This is a genomic window from Pseudomonas sp. WS 5021 (genome assembly GCF_012985535.1).
Taxonomy (GTDB): domain Bacteria; phylum Pseudomonadota; class Gammaproteobacteria; order Pseudomonadales; family Pseudomonadaceae; genus Aquipseudomonas.
Genome location: NZ_JAAQWP010000005.1, coordinates 77226 through 98020, shown reverse-complemented (window position 1 = coordinate 98020; position 20795 = coordinate 77226). Strand labels below are relative to the sequence as shown.

23 protein-coding genes are annotated in these 20795 nt (G+C 61.8%); 10 read left to right on the top strand and 13 right to left on the bottom strand.

Annotated elements, in window-relative coordinates; translation table 11 throughout:
• Window positions 1–48: 48 nt before the first annotated feature.
• Entirely contained in the window at window positions 49–459 is a 411-nt protein-coding gene (locus HBO19_RS16930) for a PaaI family thioesterase (protein ID WP_169956181.1), read from the bottom strand.
• Between the two features lie 168 nt (window positions 460–627).
• Here HBO19_RS16930 and HBO19_RS16925 point away from each other — a divergent pair, with 168 nt between their 5' ends.
• Window positions 628–1407, top strand: a complete 780-nt coding sequence (locus HBO19_RS16925; protein ID WP_169956182.1) for a DUF4349 domain-containing protein — start codon at window positions 628–630, stop codon at window positions 1405–1407.
• A 2-nt stretch (window positions 1408–1409) separates the two neighbouring features.
• Here the strand turns inward: HBO19_RS16925 and HBO19_RS16920 are convergent, their stop codons facing one another.
• The 4 genes from HBO19_RS16920 to HBO19_RS16905 all read right to left on the bottom strand — a co-directional run bounded on the left by HBO19_RS16920 (window position 1410) and on the right by HBO19_RS16905 (window position 5360).
• On the bottom strand, window positions 1410–2495 hold the full coding sequence (locus HBO19_RS16920; protein ID WP_170057911.1) for a DUF1615 domain-containing protein: 1086 nt from the start codon (window positions 2493–2495) through the stop codon (window positions 1410–1412).
• A 127-nt stretch (window positions 2496–2622) separates the two neighbouring features.
• Window positions 2623–3597: a porphobilinogen synthase gene (gene hemB, locus HBO19_RS16915; protein ID WP_057959111.1), complete on the bottom strand. Its 975-nt coding sequence runs from the start codon at window positions 3595–3597 to the stop codon at window positions 2623–2625.
• A gap of 218 nt (window positions 3598–3815) precedes the next feature.
• Entirely contained in the window at window positions 3816–4658 is an 843-nt protein-coding gene (locus HBO19_RS16910; protein ID WP_170057910.1) for a PhzF family phenazine biosynthesis protein, read from the bottom strand.
• Between the two features lie 3 nt (window positions 4659–4661).
• Window positions 4662–5360 (bottom strand): glutathione S-transferase N-terminal domain-containing protein, encoded by a 699-nt coding sequence (locus HBO19_RS16905; RefSeq protein ID WP_170057909.1) that lies wholly within the window; start codon window positions 5358–5360, stop codon window positions 4662–4664.
• A gap of 255 nt (window positions 5361–5615) precedes the next feature.
• Here HBO19_RS16905 and HBO19_RS16900 point away from each other — a divergent pair, with 255 nt between their 5' ends.
• Both HBO19_RS16900 and HBO19_RS16895 read left to right on the top strand, forming a co-directional pair.
• Complete coding sequence (locus HBO19_RS16900; RefSeq protein WP_170057908.1) at window positions 5616–6317, top strand: histidine phosphatase family protein; 702 nt, start codon at window positions 5616–5618, stop codon at window positions 6315–6317.
• 52 nt (window positions 6318–6369) lie between these two features.
• Entirely contained in the window at window positions 6370–7425 is a 1056-nt protein-coding gene (locus HBO19_RS16895; protein WP_170057907.1) for a permease, read from the top strand.
• A gap of 118 nt (window positions 7426–7543) precedes the next feature.
• On the opposite strand, the gene mnmH is transcribed toward HBO19_RS16895, so the two are convergent.
• The 4 genes from mnmH to HBO19_RS16875 form a co-directional block, all read right to left on the bottom strand.
• Entirely contained in the window at window positions 7544–8644 is a 1101-nt protein-coding gene (mnmH, locus tag HBO19_RS16890; RefSeq protein ID WP_170057906.1) for a tRNA 2-selenouridine(34) synthase MnmH, read from the bottom strand.
• Entirely contained in the window at window positions 8644–9678 is a 1035-nt protein-coding gene (selD, locus tag HBO19_RS16885) for a selenide, water dikinase SelD (RefSeq protein ID WP_170043177.1), read from the bottom strand. Before selD ends, mnmH begins: the two co-directional genes overlap by 1 nt.
• 94 nt (window positions 9679–9772) lie before the next feature.
• Complete coding sequence (locus tag HBO19_RS16880; protein ID WP_057726241.1) at window positions 9773–10522, bottom strand: TerC family protein; 750 nt, start codon at window positions 10520–10522, stop codon at window positions 9773–9775.
• Window positions 10523–10551: 29 nt separating this feature from the next.
• Entirely contained in the window at window positions 10552–10803 is a 252-nt protein-coding gene (locus tag HBO19_RS16875; RefSeq protein WP_170057905.1) for a hypothetical protein, read from the bottom strand.
• Window positions 10804–10951: 148 nt separating this feature from the next.
• Between HBO19_RS16875 and nhaR the strand changes: the two genes are divergently transcribed.
• A complete protein-coding gene (nhaR, locus tag HBO19_RS16870) occupies window positions 10952–11857 on the top strand; it encodes a transcriptional activator NhaR (RefSeq protein WP_170043179.1) in 906 nt (301 codons plus the stop codon).
• Here nhaR and HBO19_RS16865 read toward each other — a convergent pair.
• Window positions 11854–13008, bottom strand: a complete 1155-nt coding sequence (locus HBO19_RS16865) for an MFS transporter (protein ID WP_170057904.1) — start codon at window positions 13006–13008, stop codon at window positions 11854–11856. The two genes, nhaR and HBO19_RS16865, sit on opposite strands and share 4 nt — an antisense overlap.
• 209 nt (window positions 13009–13217) lie before the next feature.
• Here HBO19_RS16865 and sstT point away from each other — a divergent pair, with 209 nt between their 5' ends.
• Window positions 13218–14441: a serine/threonine transporter SstT gene (sstT, locus tag HBO19_RS16860; protein ID WP_169956202.1), complete on the top strand. Its 1224-nt coding sequence runs from the start codon at window positions 13218–13220 to the stop codon at window positions 14439–14441.
• A gap of 159 nt (window positions 14442–14600) precedes the next feature.
• On the opposite strand, the gene HBO19_RS16855 is transcribed toward sstT, so the two are convergent.
• The gene (locus HBO19_RS16855) at window positions 14601–15110 is read right to left on the bottom strand and encodes a DUF1993 domain-containing protein (RefSeq protein ID WP_032857425.1); all 510 of its coding nucleotides are present in this window, start codon (window positions 15108–15110) and stop codon (window positions 14601–14603) included.
• Between the two features lie 115 nt (window positions 15111–15225).
• Here HBO19_RS16855 and HBO19_RS16850 point away from each other — a divergent pair, with 115 nt between their 5' ends.
• The gene (locus HBO19_RS16850; protein ID WP_169956206.1) at window positions 15226–15876 is read left to right on the top strand and encodes a DUF480 domain-containing protein; all 651 of its coding nucleotides are present in this window, start codon (window positions 15226–15228) and stop codon (window positions 15874–15876) included.
• 129 nt (window positions 15877–16005) lie between these two features.
• Here the strand turns inward: HBO19_RS16850 and HBO19_RS16845 are convergent, their stop codons facing one another.
• Complete coding sequence (locus tag HBO19_RS16845) at window positions 16006–16824, bottom strand: shikimate 5-dehydrogenase (RefSeq protein ID WP_170057903.1); 819 nt, start codon at window positions 16822–16824, stop codon at window positions 16006–16008.
• A 164-nt stretch (window positions 16825–16988) separates the two neighbouring features.
• Between HBO19_RS16845 and HBO19_RS16840 the strand changes: the two genes are divergently transcribed.
• From HBO19_RS16840 to HBO19_RS16830, 3 genes are all read left to right on the top strand, one after another.
• Window positions 16989–17336 (top strand): hypothetical protein, encoded by a 348-nt coding sequence (locus tag HBO19_RS16840; RefSeq protein WP_169956210.1) that lies wholly within the window; start codon window positions 16989–16991, stop codon window positions 17334–17336.
• 231 nt (window positions 17337–17567) lie between these two features.
• Entirely contained in the window at window positions 17568–17762 is a 195-nt protein-coding gene (locus tag HBO19_RS16835; protein WP_029296627.1) for a hypothetical protein, read from the top strand.
• Between the two features lie 109 nt (window positions 17763–17871).
• Window positions 17872–18051: a hypothetical protein gene (locus HBO19_RS16830; RefSeq protein WP_169956212.1), complete on the top strand. Its 180-nt coding sequence runs from the start codon at window positions 17872–17874 to the stop codon at window positions 18049–18051.
• Here the strand turns inward: HBO19_RS16830 and HBO19_RS16825 are convergent.
• Window positions 18048–19115, bottom strand: coding sequence for an AI-2E family transporter (locus HBO19_RS16825; protein WP_169956214.1), 1068 nt, complete (start codon window positions 19113–19115; stop codon window positions 18048–18050). The two genes, HBO19_RS16830 and HBO19_RS16825, sit on opposite strands and share 4 nt — an antisense overlap.
• 162 nt (window positions 19116–19277) lie before the next feature.
• Here HBO19_RS16825 and yegQ point away from each other — a divergent pair, with 162 nt between their 5' ends.
• On the top strand, window positions 19278–20597 hold the full coding sequence (yegQ, locus tag HBO19_RS16820; RefSeq protein ID WP_170057902.1) for a tRNA 5-hydroxyuridine modification protein YegQ: 1320 nt from the start codon (window positions 19278–19280) through the stop codon (window positions 20595–20597).
• Window positions 20598–20795 lie beyond the last annotated feature (198 nt).

Sequence of the window (20795 nt, the reverse complement as noted above, 5' to 3'; positions counted from 1 at the left end):
CCCCACCGCTATCGCAGGCAAGCCAGCTCCTACATTAGATTTCTATCGTCAATTGGATTGCGGCACGGCGAACACCGCATTGGCCCGCACCACCACCTTCTCCCCCACCTGCAAGCTGACCGTGGCAAACGCCATCTGCCGCCCGCGCTTGTGATGCTCCAGCTGCACCTCGATCCACTCGCCGACCTGCACCGCCCCCAGATAATCAAGGGTCATGCTGGCGGTAATCAACGGCACCGGTGGGTCGCTGGAAAACGCCATGGCGTAGCCCATGCCGACATCCGCCAGGGTTGCCAATACACCACCGTGCACCGTACCGCGCCCATTGGCATGGCGGTTGTCGGCGCGCAGGCCCAATTGCAGCCGTAGGCCCTCACCACGGCAATACACCGGGCCCAGTAGATCCAGGAGCGGGCTGCTGCGGGTTAAGGGAGCAAAACCTTCAGGGACGTTCGTCATGGTGGATCTTCCTTGTGACCGGGCATGAGGTTTAACCTGCATCGCTCGATGCGGCCAGCATGATCAACCGGGGAAATCTGGGCCGATAAGCCTGCGCCAGCTTTGCGTTCGCCGGGCAAACCGGCTTTAATCGCCGCGCATCTATCCCGCACAGTTGAAGGAACCGTAATGCGCCACCTGGAAGGCAGATCTACTGCGTTGATGTTATTGGCCGCCCTGCTGCTCGGCGGCTGTTCGCCCAAGGAATATTCCGAAGGCACGCCGATCAATGGTGAACAGGGCCGGGCCGGCGCGCTGTTGGCCTATGAACACGAGTTGAGTCTGGCGATGCCGCTGGCGCTGCTCGCGCCGCGCATGCAGGCCACCCGCCAAGCCTGCGAGTCGGCACAGTTCGGCGCCTGCAATATCCTGCGTATCGAAGAAAACAGCGACGGCGGCATGATCGTGTTGCGCATCGCCCCCAGCGGGGTCGAACCCTTGGTGAAGATGGCGGCCGAGGGCGGGCAACTGGGCCAGCGCATCACCAGCGCCGAAGACCTGGCCGACGCAGTGGCCGATGTGCGCCGCCGCCAGCAACGTTTGCAGGCCCAGCAAAAGCGCCTGGATGAACTGGCCGCACGCAAGGACATCACCGTGGGCGACCTGATCACCCTCACCAAGGAACAGGCCGCCATCGAAAACGAGCTACAGGAGCTGGCGCAGATCGCCGCCGGCCAGCAGCGGCGCCTGGACACCAACCGCGTGACCCTGAACTTCAGTCCATCCGACGGCGAGCATCAGCAATCACGTTTTGCGCGGATGTTCGGCAACCTGGGCGACAACCTGGTCGACGGCACCGCCGATGCCCTGGAACGCTCCAGCTACGTGCTACCGTTCGTGATCCTCGCGTTCCCGGTGTTGTGGCTGTGGGTCTGGCTGTGGCGCAAGCTAGTCAAGCGCCGCCCCTGACCTCAACGCTTCATGCAGCGCTGGTAACGCTCATCCACGCGCTTGGCGAACCAGGCCGTGGTGAGGTTGCGGGTGATCTTCGGGCTCTTGAGCACAATCCCCGGCAGGATCGCCCGTGGCAGCGGCTTGCCTTCGGCTTTTTCGGCCAGGGCAAATACCCGCTGGTACAGGGTGGTCTGTTCAAAGTCCAGGCGATCGCCCTGCTCCAACTGGCTGCGAATGCTCGGGTTGCGCATGTCCAGCTTCTTGCCCAGTGAGCGCACCGCCAACTCCGTGGTGCCGGGCATGATCGAGCCATAGCGGATCAAATCGCCATCCAGCGCCAGGCGGGTACCGGAAGCGCGGCTGACTGCGGCCTGGAACGCGGCATTGCGGCTGGCGTACCAACCGGCGTTGAAGTCGGCAAAGCGGTACAGCGGCTGCTCGTAGCTCACCGGATAACCCAGCAAATGGGCAATGCCGAAGTACATGCCGCCACGCCGGGTGAACACTTCGCGGCGAATGCTCCCGTCTACGGTGTAAGGATAATTGCGCGCCTGCTGCTCGGCGAAGGCAATGCTCACCTGCATCGGGCCTGCGGTATGCACTGGGTTGAAACTGCCAAACAAGGTACGGCCCAACGGCACGGTGCCGATAAAGTCGTCAAAGATCCCACTCAGGTCCTTCTCGGTTCGCGCGGCGTTCAGGCGTTCGGCGTAGGACTTGCCCGTGGGCGAGCGCAGTTGCAGCGCGGTGCGCACCAGCACCGCCGGCACATGCACCCTGGCCGCGCGCTTGAGGATTTCATCCTGGGCGATCTTGCCCATGTTCGGCACCGGCGGGTCAACCTGATAGGTGGACTCTTGCTCGGTGACCGCCAGCACCGCACAGATATTCTCGGTGCTGGGGTAGATTTTCTGGCTGTCGAGTGCCGTGTAGATATCCTGGGCCCAACCGGCGCGATCCGGCACCTTGGCCGGCATCAGTCGCACGATCTGCGCCTTGACCTCGGCCTCGCTGCGCTCGGGGAGCTGCTGGCTGCGTTGGGTCGAACAACCGGCCAGCACCAGTAAGGCGGCCAGGCACAGAGTCAGCCGGGATGAAAACATGCGGGGGGTTTCCTGTGAGTCGCTGAAAGCACCCACTATCTCACAAACCCACACCCATCCCTGTAGGAGCGGGCTTGCCCGCGATGGCATCCTCAAGCCGGCCCCCACAGTACGGCAAGCGCCGGGATCAGATACCGGCGAGCGCCAGGTCCATCGCAAAGTAGGTGAAGATCAGGTCCGCACCGGCACGCTTGATCGAACCCAGGGTTTCGCGCACCACACGGGCTTCGTCGATGGCACCGGCCTGGGCACCGAACTTGATCATCGCGTATTCGCCGCTGACCTGGTACGCCGCCACTGGCAAGCGCGAGGCTTCGCGGATGTCACGGATGATGTCCAGGTACGCACCGGCCGGCTTGACCATCAGCGAGTCGGCCCCTTCCTGCTCATCGAGCAAGGATTCGCGCACGGCTTCGCGGCGGTTCATCGGGTTCATCTGGTAGCTTTTGCGGTCGCCCTTCAGTGCACTGCCACCCGCCTCGCGGAACGGGCCATACAGGGCCGAAGCGAATTTGGTGGAGTACGCCATGATCGGGATATGGCTGAACCCGGCCGCGTCCAGGGCCCGGCGAATGGCCTGGACCTGGCCGTCCATCGCGGCCGACGGCGCGATCACATCGGCACCGGCACGGGCTGCCGCCACCGCTTGCTTGCCCAGGTTGGCCAGGGTGCGGTCGTTGTCCACTTCATTGCCGTGCATCACGCCGCAATGACCGTGGTCGGTGTATTCGCAGAAGCAGGTGTCAGACATCACGATCATTTCCGGCACTGCGTCCTTGCAGATCGCCGACATGCGCGACACCAACCCACGCTCGTTCCAGGTATCGCTACCGCTGGCGTCCAGGTGATGGGACACGCCGAATGTCATCACCGACTTGATCCCGGCGCGGGCAAAACGCTCGATTTCACTGGCCAGTTTCGATTCGGGGATGCGCATCACACCGGGCATGCTGGTAATCGGCACGAAATCGTCGATTTCTTCTTCGACGAAGATCGGCAATACCAGGTCATTGAGGGTGAATTCGGTTTCCTGGAACAGGCTGCGCAGCTCGGGGGAACGGCGCAGACGGCGGGAACGGGCTTCGGGGAACTGACTGGACATGGGTTTTCCTACAATTTCCTACAAAAAACGCCAGGGCAAGTGGCAAGGCCGCTAGCTTAAAGGCGAAAGCTTATGCCTGGATTGACCGAGAGCACAAATACGGCGGCCATAACGGTGTTTTGCCGTTCACGTAACAATGCGCCCAGGCGGAACAAGCAGCAGCAACGAGTGACCTGCTGCGACCGGGCTGGCCCGTTCCCCACAGGTGCTTTTCGGCGTTACAGGGTCAGGCGCCCTTCGATACACAGGGAGACGGCGCCGCCGATCCAGATCTCATCGCCCTGCTGCTGCACCCGGATACGCCCGGCGCGGCCAATGGCCGTGCCCTGGCTGACCACATACTGGCGGGGGGCCAGGCCCGCACTCAGCAGCCATTGCGCGACGCCCGCATTCAGGCTGCCGGTGGCCGGGTCCTCGGGTGCACCGTCACCGGCAATAAACGCACGCACCTCGAACTGCGCATCGACGTCATCGCGTGTCGGATCGCACGGGGCAACCACGCCCACCGCCAGCCCGAGCAGTTTTGAATAGTCCGGCTGCAAGTCCAGCACTGCCTGGCGATCCGGCAACATCAACGCCAGCCAGCCGGCGCCGTTATCGACCCATTGGCTGCGCACAATCGCCTCAGGCTCAAGGTTAAGCGCCAGGCGTACACGCTCCAGCAGCTCGGCATCCAACGGCCCTGAGCGCAGCAACGGCGGCGCGATAAACGCCAGCTCCTCGCCCTGGCGACGGATGCGCACCAGGCCAATCTCGCACTCCTGGATGATTTCGCTGCCCCGGGGCACACCACCGGCTTGCAGCCACGCCTGGCAACTGCCCAGGGTTGGGTGACCGGCGAACGGCAGCTCCTGCACGGTGGTAAAAATACGCACCCGGTAATCCGCACGCGGGTCGCGCGGTTGCAGCAGGAACGTGGTTTCGCTGAGGTTGGTCCACTTGGCGAAGTCGGCCATCTGCTGGTCGCTGAGGCTATCGGCGCCCAGCACCACTGCCAGTGGGTTGCCCTTGAGGGCCACGCTGCTGAATACGTCCAGTTGCTTGAAATCGAAAGTCGGCATGGGTCAGCTCGGAATATTCAGGCCACGGATCACCGCCGGCCGGGCGACAAAGCCATCCAGCGCGCGCAGCACATTGGGGAAGTCACTGATGCCCACCAGATCGCCCGACTCATAGAAGCCAATCAGGTTGCGGATCCAGGGAAAGGTCGCGATATCGGCGATGGTGTACTCATCGCCCATTATCCAGCTGCGGCCCAGCAGGCGTTTTTCCAGGACGTCCAGCAGGCGCCGGGCTTCAGCCGCATAGCGATCACGAGGGCGCTTGTCTTCGTAGGCCTTGCCGGCAAATTTATTGAAGAAGCCAACCTGGCCGAACATCGGCCCGATCCCGGCCATCTGGAACATCAGCCATTGCAGGGTTTCGTAGCGAGCGGCAGGTGCCTGGGGCAGCAGTTGCGCGGTTTTCTCCGCCAGGTAGATCAGGATCGCCCCCGACTCGAACAACGCCAGCGGTTCACCGCCCGGGCCGTTGGGGTCGATGATCGCCGGGATCTTGTTATTGGGGTTCAGGGACAGGAACTCGGGCGAGAGCTGGTCCTGGGTGTCGAAGCTGACTTTGTGCGCCTCATACGCCAGGCCCACCTCTTCGAGCATGATCGAGACCTTGACGCCATTGGGCGTCGGCAACGAGTACAGCTGCAGGCGCTCGGGGTGCTGGGCTGGCCATTTGGTAATAATCGGAAACGCAGCAGCTGAAATCATCGATATACCCCAAGGTGAGAAAAACCCATGATAGCCATCCGGCGGCACGCTTGCATCGGTCTTCAATTCGCAACATCCGCCGGCTAATCTCCTGTACCAAGCGAACCAAAACGCCCTGACGCACTCTTAGAAGCGCTTGAACGGTTGAATGGAGGCATACCGCCATATCTGTCACGGAAAACCGCACGATGCTTGGAGCGTCGCTGTGGCTGGGCCTTCCAGCCTTGATCCGACGCACTGAAGACTCGAACCCTAATGACTATCAAGCCTTTGTGCATTGGCAAACGTTTTAGAAAATGTGCTTATTTCCTGGTGCCGACACTGTTTGTCGGTGGCGCCTTGATGCTGGCCTTTGAAGCCCGCGAAAGCAGCGCCGAGCCGAAGAACGGCGTGCAGACCCTGGTGTTCCTGCGCCATGGCGAGAAACCCGTGGGTGGCCTGGGCCAACTCAATTGCCAGGGCCTCAACCGCGCGATGAACCTGGCCACCGTATTGCCAGAAAAATTCGGCGCCGCCGATTTTGTATTCGCGGCCAACCCGACGCGCAATGTCGAGGAAGGCGAGTTCGACAATTCCTACAGCTACATTCGCCCATTGATGACCATCAGCCCCAGCGCGATCAAACTCGGGCTGCCGGTGAACATCGAGTTTTCGGCCAACGACACCAGCGATCTGGCTGACGAGTTGATGGAGGACAAGTACCACAACTCCACCATCTATACCGCCTGGTCCCACGGCTACCTGCCGGAATTGATCAACAAGGTCGCGAGCGAAGCGGTCGGCGAGAAGTACACCATCACCGAAGACTGGTCCGGCGGCGATTTCGACACCTTGTACGTGTTGACCCTGACCTGGCAGAACGGCAAGGCCAGCCTGCTCAGCCGCAACTACAAGCAAGGGCTGGATAACGGCTTGCAGACCTGCCCGGATGCGACGCACGTAGCCGCCGACACCTGACACCGGGACCGCGTATGATGCGTCGCTATCGACTTATCTGCGGATCTTGACCATGTCTAACCTCACCTCTGCCAGCCCTGTACGCGGCTGGTCCTTCTGGTGGAAGCCGGCGCTGTTCCTGTTGGTGGCCTGCGTCGGCCTGTATTACGTGAAGTGGTCACCCTACTACTTCAAGGCGTTCGTCGCGGCGGACAGCCACAGCATCGGCAACTCGATCCTCAATGACCAGCAAGGCTCGCCATTGGCGGCGGCCCTGGCCTATGCCCAGGTGTATTTCCTGGCGATCTGGAAAGCCGCCGTGCTGGCGGTAATTCTCGGTTCGTTGCTGCAAGTATTGATTCCACGGGACTGGCTGTTGCGCCTGTTCGGCCGCGCCGGGCTGGGCTCCACGGTGCGTGGCGGGCTGTTCGCCCTGCCGGGCATGATGTGCAGTTGCTGCGCCGCGCCGGTGGCCGCCGGCATGCGTCGCCAGCAAGTATCGGTGGGCGCCGCCCTGGCGTTCTGGATGGCCAACCCGGTGCTCAACCCCGCGACCCTGGTGTTCATGGGCTTTGTGCTGGGCTGGGATTTTGCCGCGCTGCGGCTGGTGGCCGGGGTCGTACTGGTGATCGGCGTCGCCCTGATCGCCCAACGTATCGCCCGCCCCGAGCAGGTGCCACAGGTGGCGCTGGAGGCCGTGGCCGACGTCAGCGGCGCCGAGACCCAGCCCTTCCTCAGCCGCTGGCTGCGCACCTTGTGGCAGTTGTTCTGGAGCACCATCCCGATCTACATCCTCGCGGTGTTGCTGTTGGGCGCGGCGCGGGTGTGGTTGTTTCCCCATGTGGACGGGGCGATGGCCGACAGCCTGCTGTGGCTGGTGCCGCTGGCGATTGTCGGCACCCTGTTTGTGATTCCGACTGCCGCCGAAATCCCGATCGTACAGACCATGATGGCCCTGGGGCTCGGCACCGGGCCCGCAGTGGCACTGCTGATGACCCTGCCGAGCGTGAGCCTGCCGTCGCTGTTGATGCTGCGCAAGGATTTCGACACGCGGGTGCTGGTGACGGTGGCCGGGTTGACCATGCTGATGGGCGTGGTGTGTGGGTTGGTGGCGGTGGTCGTCCTGTAGGGAGGGGTTGACTGTCAGGGCCTCATTGCAGGCAAGCCAGCTCCCACATTTGGAACTGTGAATACATTCAAAATGTGGGAGCTGGCTTGCCTGCAAATGAGGCCCGAAAACCAGCCAATCACCCGCGCCGGGCACCACGCTCGCGCAGATACTCCAGCACCGCCCCCCGCTCCCCGGCAAACTCGATCCGCGCGCCCTTCTTCTCACGCTGGAACGCGTACATCGGGTCGTAGTATTCACGCAGCCCGACAATCCAGCCGCGGTGCAAATCCACGTTCCCCGAGCGGGCCTGCTCGGCCAGGGCGTCCTGCATCAGCCCGTGCAAGCGCTGGTAGCGTTCGCCGCCCAGGCGCTTGTGGATATTGGCCAGGCTCTGCACCAGACGCTCGGCGAACAGGCTGAAGCCCGCTTCGCCAAACTCGGCCTCGAACTGCGCGCACAGGTCGATGACATAGTCGCGCAAGACCCGCTCGACGCGGTTTTCCAGGCTTTCTTCCAGCCATACCATCGGGTACGCCTGCATGCCCCGGTGCAGGTTCAGCGGCAAGGCGCAGCTACCGATCATGCGGCTTTCATCTTCAAGCACGAACTGCTTGATCCCTTGCGCACGTTTTTTCAACACGTCCACCGCCAGGCGGTTTTCAAAGTCGATATTCGATGGCTGGCCCGTGGCGCGCTTGCCAAAGCTGGAGCCCCGGTGATTGGCATGACCCTCCAGGTCCAGGCCATTGCGCAACTGATGGAGCACCTCGGTCTTGCCACTGCCCGTCAGGCCACCCAGCAGGACAAAGTCACACTGCTCGACCGCCTGCTCCACAGTCTCCAGCAAGAAGGTACGCATGGCCTTGTAGCCACCGCCGACCCGGGGATAGTCGATCCCCGCTTCGTCCTTGAGCACCTTCTGCACCAAGTGCGAGCGCAAGCCGCCACGGAAGCAATACAGGTAACCGTCAGGGTTGGCCTGGGCAAACGCGGTCCAGCGCGCCAATCGCTCCTGCAAAACTGCGCCGCTGACCAGTTGGTGCCCCAGCACAATCGCCGCCTGCTGCCCCTGCTGCTTATAACAAGTGCCCACCCGCTGGCGTTCGTTGTCGTTCATCAACGGCAGGTTGACCACGCCGGGGAACGCGCCCTTGACGAATTCGACCGGCGCGCGGGTGTCCATCATCGGCCGGTCGTTGAGAAAGATATCGCGGTAATCGGTAATGTCGATGGGCATCAAGACACCTCTACCGCGTTGCTCTGTCGCTCAACCAACTGGCCAATCGGCGCCAGGTTCAAGCCCAGTTCGGCAGCTGCCGCCAGAAACTCGGCTTCGCCCTCGGGCGTGACCGCCACCAGCAGCCCGCCACTGGTTTGCGGGTCGCACAGCACACGTTTGTGCAGTTCATTGATACGGCCCAACTGGCTGGCGTAGCTGTCGAAATTGCGCAGGGTGCCACCGGGCACACAGCCCTGGTCCAGGTAGTACTCCACCCCCGGCAGGCGTGGGACTTTTTCGTATTCGATAAGGGCAGTCAAACCACTGCCGTCAGCCATTTCCACCAGGTGCCCGAGCAGGCCGAAACCGGTCACATCGGTCATGGCGCTGACCCCGGCCAGCTTGCCGAAGCGGCTGCCGGGCTTGTTGAGGGTGCACATCCAGTCCCGCGCCAGGCCGATATCCGCCTGCCGCAGCTTGCCCTTCTTCTCGGCGGTGGTGAGGATGCCGATACCCAGGGGTTTGGTCAGGTACAAACGGCAGCCAGCGGTGGCGGTGTCGTTGCGCTTCATATGGCGTTTGTGCACCAGCCCGGTGACGGCCAGGCCGAAAATCGGCTCCGGGGCGTCGATGGAATGGCCACCGGCCAGGGGGATGCCCGCTGCGTCGCACACCGCGCGGCCACCGCGAATCACTTCGCGGGCGATTTCCGGGGCCAGCACGTTGACTGGCCAGCCGAGAATCGCGATAGCCATCAACGGATCGCCGCCCATGGCGTAGATATCGCTGATGGCGTTGGTGGCGGCTATGCGCCCGAAATCGAAGGGGTCGTCGACGATCGGCATGAAAAAGTCAGTGGTGGACACCACCCCGCGCTCGTCGTCGATGGCGTACACCGCCGCGTCGTCCCGCGAGGCATTGCCCACCCAGAGCTTGGGGTCGAGGTTCTGCGCACCGCTGCCGGCGAGAATCACTTCCAGCACCTGCGGCGAAATCTTGCAGCCACATCCGGCACCGTGGCTGTACTGGGTCAGGCGAATCGGCTCGTTCATGGTGGACCTCAAGCTATCAAGTGCGGGGATTCTAACAGACAGCAAAAAGCCGGCTGGGCTCATGTGAGCGCAGCCGGCCTTTGGGTTCCAGCGGTTACTGGCGGGCAGCGAGCAAACGCTTGTGGCGATTGCGCCGCGCGATGTTCAGGCACTCGATGGCAGCCGAGAAAGCCATGGCCGCATACACGTAGCCTTTAGGCACATGGGCACCGAAGCCTTCGGCGATCAAGGTCATGCCGATCATGATCAAGAAGCCCAGGGCCAGCATGACCACGGTCGGGTTGTCGTTGATGAACTTGGCCAGGGGTTCAGCCGCCACCAGCATCACGATCACCGAGGTCACCACGGCAATGATCATGATCGGCAAATGCTCGGTCATGCCAACGGCGGTGATGATGCTGTCGATGGAGAACACCAGGTCGAGCAACAGGATCTGCCCGATGGCCGCGGCAAAGCCGATCGCCACGGTATTGCCGACGCTGGCCTTCTCTTCGGGCTCCGGGTCCATGCTGTGGTGGATCTCGGTCGTCGCCTTCCACACCAGGAACAGGCCACCGGCGATCAGGATCATGTCCTTCCACGAAAACGCCTGGCCGAACACTTCAAACACCGGCGCCGTCAGTTGCACGATAAACGCGATGGTGCTCAACAGGCCCAGGCGCAGTATCAGCGCCATGCTGATGCCGATGCGCCGTGCCTTGGCCCGGTGTTGCTCCGGCAGCTTGTTGGTGAGGATCGAGATGAAGATCAGGTTGTCGATCCCCAGCACGATTTCCATGACGATCAGCGTCGCCAGGGCCACCCAGGCGGTGGGGCTGGCGGCCAGCTGTAAAAGGTAATCCATAGGTCAGTCCTGACTGGGTGTACGGGAAATTAAGCTTCTTTGGAATCTGGCTCAGGCTTGGAATCCTGCTCTTGCTCGTCTTCCTTGGGGGCAATCAAACCCTGGGTCGCTTCGCTCAACGCCTGTTCGGCGGCTTTATGGGTGTCATCAATGGCCTGCTTGGCCGCTTCGCTGGCTTTGCCCAGCACCTGCTGGGTGCTCTTCTCGACCTGGTCGCAACCACTGAGCACCACAAATGAAAGCGCAAGCAACGACGCCGCGCCCAGGGAATTGAATTTCATGATGTATTCCTCGTTAGAACCGTTGGACCCAAGCATTGGGCCCGCGATAGCGAGGCATTCTAAGGAAGCGAACACTTCAGGAAAATTCGTATTTTTTTCGCTTATACTTCGGTTTACACGAAGTAACACTCTGCAACCGAGGCGCCTGATGCTCAATTACCGACAACTGCACTACTTCTGGGTAGTCGCCAAGACCGGCAGCATCGTGCGTGCCTGCGAGCAACTGAACCTCACGCCGCAGACCATCAGCGGGCAAATCAGCCTGTTGGAGCAGACATTTGGTATCGCACTGTTTCAACGAGTCGGCCGCCAACTGGAGCTGACCGAGGCTGGGCGCCAGGCCCTGCCCTATGCCGAGCAGATGTTCCAGACCGGCAATGAGCTGGAAGCGATGTTGCGCGCCCAGCCCAATGAACAGCAGATTGTGTTTCGCGTTGGCGTGGCGGACGTGGTGCCCAAGTCCATCGTCTATCGCCTGATCGCGCCGACCATGGAGTTGAGCGAGCCACTGCGCATTACCTGCCGTGAAGACAAACTCGAACGCCTGCTGGCCGACCTGGCGATCCAGCGTCTGGACCTGGTGATCTCCGACAGCCCGATGCCGACGCACCTGGACATCAAGGGCTACAGCCAGAAGCTTGGGGAATGCGGCATCAGTTTCTTCGCCACCCAGGCGTTGGCGGACCGGCACGGTGGTGATTTCCCACAGTGCCTGCACGGTGCACCGCTATTGATTCCCGGTGCCGAAACCGTAGTGCGCAGCCGTTTGCAGCGCTGGTTCGCCGAGCAGCAGATCCGCCCGAAAATCATCGGTGAGTTCGACGACAGCGCCTTGATGCAGGCCTTCGGCCAGTCCGGCAGCGGGATTTTCATTGCCCCCAGCGTGATTGCCGAAGAAGTGCTGCGCCAATATGGCGTGGCATTGATTGGCCAGACGGACGCGGTCACCGAGTCGTTCTATGCCATCTCGGTGGAACGTAAGGTCAAGCACCCCGGCATCGTGGCGATTACCGAAGGTGCTCGCCGCGAACTGTTTACCGCGTTGCCCGCCTAGGCGCAGGCGACCCGGGTCTTGGCGGTCATCAGCCACAGGGCCAGGAGAATCGACAGCAGGATAAAACCCGACGCGGCGAACCCCAGGCTGCCCAGGCCCAGGGTGTCGATCACCCGCCCGCCGACCATCGCGCCCAGGCCAATGCCCAGGTTGGCCCCGGCAATGTTCAAGGACGCGGCAAATGCCGGCGCATGGGGCGCCGCCTTCATCAAGCGCACATGGCTGACCAAAAACAGCGCCGCCTGGGTCACGCCCCAGATCCCCATGGCCGCAGCCAGGCCGAGGGTGGAATGGATCGCCGGTACCAGCGCCACCATGCCGGCAATCATAAAGCCGCAGAACACCATGGAGGCGATCAGCGGATGCTTGTCGACCATGCGTCCGCCCAGGGAATTGCCGATCAGCCCCACGGCGCCAAAGCCCATCAGGCACCAGCCCACCAGCGTGCCATCGAAGCCGGCCAGGCGCTCGAGAATGTCGGCCAGGTAGGTATAGGCAGTGAACATGCCGCTAAATACCAGGATCGACAGCAGTACGTGGCCCTGCATCAACGGGTTGCGCAGGATCTTGAACTGCGAACGCAGGGTCACCGCGTCCTTCTTCACTGTGGTCGTCGGCAGGTAAATCAACAGCAGCAATGCCTTGAGCACCGCCACCCCGGCGAGAATGCCGAAGGCGCTGCGCCAGCCGAACATATCGGAGATCAGCGTACCCACCGGGATGCCGAAGACCGTGGCGCAGACGATGCCGAAGCCGATCTTGGCAATCGCCCGGCCAGCGTAGTCCGGCCCGACGATGTCCACCGCCGTCTCGCTGGCCAGGGCCCAGAACACCGGCAATCCGAGGGCCGGAATCAGGCGGGCCACGGCCATTACCCAGATATTCGGCGCCAGCGCCGCCAGGGTGTTGGCCGCGCCGAACATCAACAGAATGCTGATAAACAGGCGCTTGCGCTCAAAGCGTGCGAAATACGCGGTGAGGAACGGCCCAAACGCGGCTACGGTGAAGGCAAACAGGGTCACCAGCAGACCAGCCTGGGACACGCTCACATCCAAATCACGGGCGATGGAGGGCAACAGGCCCACGATGACAAATTCGGTGGTCAACACCGTAAAACCGGCTGCGGACAGCAGCAGGATGGGCAACAACATGCACAACTCCAGAAACGGCGACGCCAGCGCTGACCCAAGGGCCCGCTGACAGAGAGATAAGAAGAGGATGGCGAATCTTAACAGAATGTGACCGGGGCACACACGGCCTTGGCGACTGAATGCCGCAGCAAACGGGATGTTTCCTACAGCATGTTAGACTTCGCGCCCTGCATAGCGCTGCACACATTAAAAAAACTAGAGACACTCTTATGACTGCTGCTCCTTCGCTGCTTCAACGCCTGCTGCGCGTCAGCCTGGTGACCCAAATTGTCATCGGCCTGGTTGCTGGCATCTTGCTAGCCCTGCTGTCGCCCAGTGCTGCCCTGTCCACCGCGTTCATCGGCAAGGTATTTGTCTCGGCGCTCAAGGCCGTGGCGCCCATCCTGGTGTTTGTGCTGGTGATGGCCTCGATTGCCAACCACAAGCATGGCCAGGAAACCCATATCCGGCCGATTCTGTTCCTGTACCTGCTGGGTACCTTTTCGGCGGCGGTGGTCGCGGTGATTGCAAGCACCCTGTTCCCGTCGAGCCTGGTGCTCAGCACCCATGACGTGGCCATCAGCGCTCCCGGCGGGATCGGCGAAGTGATGCAGAGCCTGTTGCTCAGCGTGGTGGACAACCCCGTCAGCGCGTTGATGAACGCCAACTTTATCGGGATCCTGGCGTGGGCCATCGGCATGGGCATCGCGATCCGTCATGCAGGGGAAACCACCCGTACCGTGCTGGACGACCTGTCCAACGGCGTCACGCTGATCGTGCGCGTGGTGATTCGCTTCGCACCGCTGGGGATTTTCGGCCTGGTGGCCTCGACCCTGGCCGCTTCTGGCTTTGATGCGCTGCTCGGTTATGCGCACCTGTTGCTGGTGCTGATCGGCTGCATGCTGTTCGTGGCCCTGGTGGTCAACCCGGCGATCGTGTTCTGGAAATTGCGTCGCAACCCCTACCCGCTGGTGCTGCTGTGCCTGCGTGAAAGCGGGATCACCGCCTTCTTCACCCGCAGCTCCGCGGCCAACATCCCGGTCAACCTGGCGTTGAGTGAGCGCCTGGGCCTGCACGAAGACACCTATTCGGTATCGATCCCGTTGGGTGCGACCATCAACATGGCCGGCGCCGCCATCACCATCACCGTGCTGACCCTGGCCGCCGTGCATACCCTGGGCATCGCGGTCGACCTGCCGACCGCCGTGCTGCTCAGCGTGGTGGCGGCGATCTGTGCCTGTGGCGCGTCGGGTGTGGCCGGGGGTTCGCTGTTGCTGATTCCACTGGCGTGCAGCCTGTTCGGCATTCCGAGTGAAATCGCCATGCAAGTGGTGGCCGTGGGCTTCATTATCGGGGTGTTGCAGGATTCGGCGGAAACCGCGCTGAATTCGTCTACCGACGTGCTATTCACCGCAGCGGCGTGCCTGGGCCACGAAGACAAAAACCCGGCCTGACACAACCCGGCAAGCAAGTAGGAGCTGGCTTGCCTGCGATAGCATCACCTCGGTCTATCAGTGATACCGAGGTGATGCTATCGCAGCGATGCGGCGATCCGACAAGCCAGCTCCCACACAAGCCCGCTCCCACATCTGTTTTGCAGTGTTACTCAGGGTTTAGAACGCGCCCATGTAGTCACGCTTGCCCACTTCCACACCGTTATGACGCAGCAACGCGTAGGCGGTGGTGACGTGGAAGAAGAACTGCGGCAGACCATAGGTCAGCAGGTAGGACTGGCCGCTGAAGCGCTTCTCTTTAGGGGTGCCTGGGCGGGTGACGATCTCGATGCCTTCCTTGCCGTCGATCTGCGCCGGGGTAATGGTGTCGATGAAGGCCAGGACCTTGGCGATCAGCGCTTGCAGGTCGGCGAAGGTGACTTCGCTGTCTTCGTATTTCGGCACTTCAATCTCGGCCAGGCGCGCGGAAACACCCTTGGCAAAATCCACGGCGATCTGCACCTGGCGTACCAGCGGGAACATGTCCGGGAACAGACGCGCCTGCAGCAAGGCGTTCGGGTCGATGTTCTTGGCGGTGGCGTGGGCCTCGGCCTTGTTCAGCACATCGCTCAGGGCGTTGAGCATTTGCTTGAAGACCGGAAGGGAAGCGGCATACAGGGAAATAGTCATGACAGTCTCGACAGTGGTGACAGGGTTTGAACAGCCGCGATTATAGACATGAGCGCTGCTTGTCTTTTATTTTTTCGGGATTAGGCTAGTGGGCTCACTGCATAGGGAAAGCGCGATGACCGCCGAGCACGACACCACCTCCTCCGAGCCACGCCTGAACAGCACGGAAATCCGCGTTCTGGGCTGCCTGATCGAGAAGCAGGCCACCAACCCGGAAACCTACCCGCTGACCCTCAATGCCCTGGTCCTGGCCTGCAACCAGAAAACCAGCCGCGAACCGGTGATGAACCTCAGCCAGGGCCAGGTCGGCCAGAGCCTGCGCGCCCTGGAAGGCCGTGGCTTTACCAAACTGGTGATGGGCAGTCGCGCCGACCGCTGGGAACACCGCGTAGACAAGGCCCTGGAACTGGTGCCGGCGCAGGTGATTCTGACTGGCCTGCTGTTCCTGCGCGGCCCGCAGACGGTCAACGAATTGCTGACCCGCAGCGGGCGCATGCATGACTTTGAAGATGCCGAGCAGGTGGTGCACCAACTGGAACGCCTGATCGCTCGCGATCTGGCGGTGCTGGTACCCAAGCAGGCCGGCCAGCGCGAAGACCGCTACACCCACTCCCTGGGCGACCCGGCGGATATCGAGGCGATCCTGGCCGCCCGTGGCAGCCCGGTGGAGCGCAGCAGCGCTGGCAGCGGGGTTCCTCTGGAACGCATCGAAGAGCTGGAGGCGCGGATTGCGGCGCTGGAAGAGCGCCTGTCCCGTCTCGAATAAACACCGCGTCGCCCTGTGGGAGCGGGCTTGCCCGCGATAGCGGTGGATCAGTTAACACATAGTTGACTGACACTCCGCCATCGCGGGCAAGCCCGCTCCTACATGGGCCCGCAGTGTTTTTGAGATTTTTTACTGGCGGGCGAAATTCACCGCCTTCTGGAACTGTTCGTCGGTCGGCCGGATGCCGGTGTACAGCACGAACTGCTCCAGGGCCTGGATCGCAATCACTTCCAGGCCGGTAATTACCCGCTTGCCCTGGGCCCTTCCCCGCACGATCAACGGTGTTTCGGCGGGGATCGCCACCACATCGAACACCGTATCGGCCGCATCAATCGCGTCGGCCTCGAATGCCAGGTCCTGCGCCTGCGCGCCGCCTGTCATGCCGATCGGCGTCACGTTGACCAGCATCTGCGGGCGCGCCTTGCCCAATGTCGCCTGCCACTCATACCCCAGGTTGTGCGCCAGGGCCCGGCCCGCCGTTTCATTGCGCGCAACGATCAGCCCATTGGCATAGCCACCATCACGCAAGGCGCTGGCCACGGCCTTGGCCATGCCGCCGCTGCCGTGCAGGGCGAAGGTCGAGTCCTTGGGCACCGCGTGCTTTTGCAGGAGTTGCTCGATGGCGATGTAGTCGGTGTTGTAGGCCTTGAGGTGCCCGGCGGTGTTGACGATGGTGTTGATCGAGGCGATGGCGCGAGCCGAGTCGTCGAGTTCGTCCACTAACTCGATACAGGCCTCCTTGAACGGCATCGACACCCCGCAGCCACGGATACCCAAGGCCCGGATGCCGGCCACGGCGCCGTTCAGGTCTTGGCTGCTGAAGGCCTTGTAGTAGAAGTTCAGCCCCAACTGCTCATACAAATGGTTATGAAATCGCAGGCCGAAATTGCCTGGCCGGGCCGACAACGACATGCACAGCTGGGTATCCTTGTTAGGGTTCATCAGCATCGGTAACGCCTCTTCAAGTAAGCAAATCGGTACAGACCTTACACAACCTTTACCTAGTGGTAGTGCTGTTTTCCTGAAATACGTTGTCTTAAAAGTATCCCCGCGACAATCCTTGAGTCTATTGATTGCAGACCACAAGCGCAGGGGCCAACCGAGGAAAGACCATGATTCGTAAAATCCCCAGGATCGCCTTGCTGATCGGGGCACTCGCTGTAGCCGGCCAAGCCTGCGCCCATGGTGGCGGTTGGGGTGGCCCGGCCGTATTGGGTGCGGTTGTCGGCGCAGCCGTAGTGGGCTCAGTGATCGCCAGCCATGATCGGCCGGTATATGTGCAGCAGCAACCGGTGTATTACCAACCGCAGCCGGTGTATGCCGCCCCGCCACCGGTCTATTACCAGCCGGCGCCGGTGTATGTGCAGCAGCCGGTGTATTACCGCCCGGCGCCGGTGTATTACGGGCCACCACGCGGTTATTACGGCCCGCCCCGCGGCTATTACGGGCGCGGCTGGTAAGCCCAGCAGAAAAAGCCTCGCCCTCCAGGCGGGGCTTTTTTATGGGCTGCCAGGTCTGAATAAATCTCGCCAAGGTCGCTATCGAGACAACGCCGACTGTTAAATCCGACATTATTAAGGCCAAAGTGCACTTGCCCAACCGGGGGGCGCGCTGTCATGTTTGTGTCACGCGGCACTCTCACTATCAAAACTGTCCCCCATAACAGGTCATAACAACAAGGACGACCCAGCATGCCCACACAAAACCCGCACCGTACCGCCGGCCTCTGCACTTCGAGCAAGGTCTACAGCGCCTTGACCGAACTCAAGCACCTGGAGGGCCATCGCAGCGCCAAGTTTCTCTCGCTGCTGGCAGAAAACCTGGTCCACAAGGGCCTGCTCAATGAACAGGAAGTGCTGCACATGCTGGACCAGGTGGTTGACTGAACCCCTGCCGGCGCAGTCTCGATCGCAGTGATGTTGACTATCGAGCAGGGTGATTTTCCCTCGCCGCCTGGCCGCCGTAAGGTGACCTCCATCAGCAATGGAGGTAGATATGCCCACTATCCAGATCATGTCCGTCATCGGCAGTGCCGTCCCCGGCCCCCTGCGGGAACTGGGTTTGCTCGCCTGCTGGTACCTGGTACGCGACGGTGAAGCCATCAGCGGCCCACTGACTTCACTACCCGACGCCCAGGCCCTGTCACGCAAGATGGCCCATTGCTTCTCAGCCTAGGGCAATGGCAGCCGCACCCGCGGTTTGGTCTCGACAAATAGCGCCCAACTGGAGATAAACAGCGCGGCAATCAACGGCCCGATGACAAAGCCATTGAGGCCGAAGATCGACAGGCCGCCCAGGGTCGAGATCAGGATCAGGTAATCCGGCATTTTGGTGTCCTTGCCCACCAGGATCGGGCGCAGCACGTTGTCCACCAGGCCGATCACAAACACCCCGAACAAGGCCAGCACCACCCCCTGCCAGATTGAACCGCTGAGCAGGAAATAAGCGGCCACCGGCCCCCAAACGATCCCCGCACCCACGGCCGGCAGCAAAGACAGAAACGCCATCAATACCGCCCAGAGCAACGCGCTGGGGATATCCAGGAACCAGAAGATCAGGCCGCCCAACGCGCCCTGGGTCACCGCCACCAGCACATTGCCCTTTACGGTCGCGCGCACCACGCGGTTGAACTTCAGTTGCAGGCGACGCTTCTGCGGCTCGGCCAGCGGCACCGCCGTGCGTACTTTGCGCACCAGGTCGGGGCCGTCGCGCAGCAGGAAGAACAGCAAGTACAGCATGATGAAAAAGCTCACCAGGAAATCAAAGGTGCCCTGGCCAAAGCTGAACGCCTGGCTGGCAAAGAACTGGCTGCCCTGCATCGCGCCCTTGACGATTTTCTCGCGCAGGCCTTCCAGGTTGCCCATGCCGAATCGGTCCAGCAGGTGCTGGAAGTACGGCGGCAGGAAGTTCTTGAATTGTTCGATGTAGCCGGCCACATCCAATTTGCCGCTTTCGACGTTCTTGTACAGCGTCGCCCCCTCCTGCACCAGCAAGGCGCTGGTGATGATCACCGGCAAGATCGCGATCACCAGGCACACCATCAGGGTACACAACGACGTCAGGTTGCGGTTCCAGCCAAACTTGAGCTGCAGGCGGCGCTGCATGGGCGCAAAGATGATCCCCAGGATGACCGCCCAGAACACTGCGCCATAGAACGGCAACAGGATCCAGAAGAATGCGAGGGTCACGATGACCAGCAGCAACAGCAGGGTTTTGAATTGCAGATTCGTTTGGTTCATGTCCGATCCGTACCAGAAAAACGCCGGGCGCCCAGCGCGCCCTGTTGCTTAGTCCGCCGGGCGTCGCACGAGTGCCATCTTTATTTCTACAGCGTAGACCCAGATCAATAAGCGCCCGCCCCGGCTCGGCTACCCTGCCGCCCTTTTGCGACCCAAATCCCCATGCTCCCTGTCCTTGCCCCCGAATTGCTCGCCCCTGCCGGCACCCTGAAAAACATGCGCTACGCCTTTGCCTACGGTGCCGACGCGGTCTACGCCGGCCAGCCGCGCTACAGCTTGCGGGTGCGCAACAACGAGTTCGACCACGCCAACCTGGCCCTGGGCATCGCCGAGGCACAGGCCCAGGGCAAGCGCTTTTATGTGGTGGTCAACATCGCGCCGCACAACGCCAAGCTCAAAACCTTTCTCAAGGACCTGGAACCGGTGATCGCCATGGGCCCGGACGCGCTGATCATGTCCGACCCGGGCCTGATCATGCTGGTGCGCCGGCACTTCCCGCAGATGCCGATCCACCTGTCAGTACAGGCCAATACGGTGAACTGGGCCAGCGTCGAGTTCTGGCAGCAGCAAGGCATCTGCCGGATCATCCTGTCGCGGGAGCTGTCCCTGGAAGAAATCGCCGAGATCCGCCAGCACGTGCCGGCCATGGAGCTGGAAGTGTTTGTGCATGGCGCACTGTGCATGGCCTATTCCGGGCGCTGCCTGTTGTCGGGCTATATGAACAAGCGCGATGCCAACCAGGGCACCTGCACCAACGCCTGCCGCTGGAAATACCAGGCCACCCCGGCGGTCGAAAACACCGTGGGTGATATCGTCCAGCAGTATCAACCCGAGCCGACCCTGGGCCTTGGCGCGCCCACCGACCAGGTGTTTCTGCTGCAAGAGGCCAATCGCCCGGATGAGCAGATGCCGGCTTTCGAGGACGAGCACGGCACTTACATCATGAACGCCAAGGACCTGCGGGCGGTGCAGCACGTCGAGCGCCTGACGCAGATGGGCGTGCATTCGTTGAAAATCGAAGGCCGCACCAAATCCCACTTTTATGTGGCGCGCACCACTCAGGTATACCGCCAGGCCATTGATGACGCAGTGGCTGGGCGCACGTTCGACCGGGGCTTGATGACCAACCTTGAGTCCCTGGCCCAGCGCGGCTACACCGAAGGTTTCCTGCGCCGCCATGTGCACGACGAGTACCAGAACTACCAGAACGGCAGCTCCGTCTCGGAACAACAGCAGTTTGTCGGGGAATTGACCGGCGAACGGCGTGGGGAACTGGCCGAGGTCAAGGTGAAGAACCGCTTTGCCGTGGGCAATCACCTGGAGTTGATGACCCCGGCGGGGAATTTCCACTTTGATTTGGGGATGATGCATAACGCCAAGGGTGAGGCGATCGAAGTGGCGCCGGGGGATGGGCATACGGTGTATGTGCCGGTGCCGTTGGAGATGGATATCGGGTTTGGGTTGTTGATGCGGGATGTGTAGCGGCTGTTAGGGCCTCATCGCGGGCAAGCCCGCTCCCACATTTTGACCGTGTTCACCGATCAAATGTAGGAGCTGGCTTGCCTGCGATGAGGCCAGCACCAGCATCGCAATCGCCAGGTCAGATCCTGAACTGCCCCACCAACCCCCACATTTTGAACTGTGAATACATTCAAATGTAGGAGCTGGCTTGCCTGCGAT

Bases quoted from the DNA above. Each gene is read 5' to 3' on its own strand.
- HBO19_RS16910 (WP_170057910.1), bottom strand. From the start codon at position 4,658: ATGCCGACTTTCGATTTCAAGCAACTGGACGTATTCAGCAGCGTGGCC.
- sstT (WP_169956202.1), top strand. From the start codon at position 13,218: ATGACTGCTGCTCCTTCGCTGCTTCAACGCCTGCTGCGCGTCAGCCTG.
- HBO19_RS16880 (WP_057726241.1), bottom strand. From the start codon at position 10,522: ATGGATTACCTTTTACAGCTGGCCGCCAGCCCCACCGCCTGGGTGGCC.
- HBO19_RS16850 (WP_169956206.1), top strand. From the start codon at position 15,226: ATGACCGCCGAGCACGACACCACCTCCTCCGAGCCACGCCTGAACAGC.
- HBO19_RS16840 (WP_169956210.1), top strand. From the start codon at position 16,989: ATGATTCGTAAAATCCCCAGGATCGCCTTGCTGATCGGGGCACTCGCT.
- HBO19_RS16865 (WP_170057904.1), bottom strand. From the start codon at position 13,008: ATGTTGTTGCCCATCCTGCTGCTGTCCGCAGCCGGTTTTACGGTGTTG.
- hemB (WP_057959111.1), bottom strand. From the start codon at position 3,597: ATGTCCAGTCAGTTCCCCGAAGCCCGTTCCCGCCGTCTGCGCCGTTCC.
- nhaR (WP_170043179.1), top strand. From the start codon at position 10,952: ATGCTCAATTACCGACAACTGCACTACTTCTGGGTAGTCGCCAAGACC.
- HBO19_RS16920 (WP_170057911.1), bottom strand. From the start codon at position 2,495: ATGTTTTCATCCCGGCTGACTCTGTGCCTGGCCGCCTTACTGGTGCTG.
- HBO19_RS16895 (WP_170057907.1), top strand. From the start codon at position 6,370: ATGTCTAACCTCACCTCTGCCAGCCCTGTACGCGGCTGGTCCTTCTGG.
- HBO19_RS16830 (WP_169956212.1), top strand. From the start codon at position 17,872: ATGCCCACTATCCAGATCATGTCCGTCATCGGCAGTGCCGTCCCCGGC.
- HBO19_RS16825 (WP_169956214.1), bottom strand. From the start codon at position 19,115: ATGAACCAAACGAATCTGCAATTCAAAACCCTGCTGTTGCTGCTGGTC.
- selD (WP_170043177.1), bottom strand. From the start codon at position 9,678: ATGAACGAGCCGATTCGCCTGACCCAGTACAGCCACGGTGCCGGATGT.
- HBO19_RS16845 (WP_170057903.1), bottom strand. From the start codon at position 16,824: ATGCTGATGAACCCTAACAAGGATACCCAGCTGTGCATGTCGTTGTCG.
- HBO19_RS16925 (WP_169956182.1), top strand. From the start codon at position 628: ATGCGCCACCTGGAAGGCAGATCTACTGCGTTGATGTTATTGGCCGCC.
- HBO19_RS16855 (WP_032857425.1), bottom strand. From the start codon at position 15,110: ATGACTATTTCCCTGTATGCCGCTTCCCTTCCGGTCTTCAAGCAAATG.
- HBO19_RS16835 (WP_029296627.1), top strand. From the start codon at position 17,568: ATGCCCACACAAAACCCGCACCGTACCGCCGGCCTCTGCACTTCGAGC.
- HBO19_RS16905 (WP_170057909.1), bottom strand. From the start codon at position 5,360: ATGATTTCAGCTGCTGCGTTTCCGATTATTACCAAATGGCCAGCCCAG.
- mnmH (WP_170057906.1), bottom strand. From the start codon at position 8,644: ATGCCCATCGACATTACCGATTACCGCGATATCTTTCTCAACGACCGG.
- HBO19_RS16875 (WP_170057905.1), bottom strand. From the start codon at position 10,803: ATGAAATTCAATTCCCTGGGCGCGGCGTCGTTGCTTGCGCTTTCATTT.
- yegQ (WP_170057902.1), top strand. From the start codon at position 19,278: ATGCTCCCTGTCCTTGCCCCCGAATTGCTCGCCCCTGCCGGCACCCTG.
- HBO19_RS16930 (WP_169956181.1), bottom strand. From the start codon at position 459: ATGACGAACGTCCCTGAAGGTTTTGCTCCCTTAACCCGCAGCAGCCCG.
- HBO19_RS16900 (WP_170057908.1), top strand. From the start codon at position 5,616: ATGACTATCAAGCCTTTGTGCATTGGCAAACGTTTTAGAAAATGTGCT.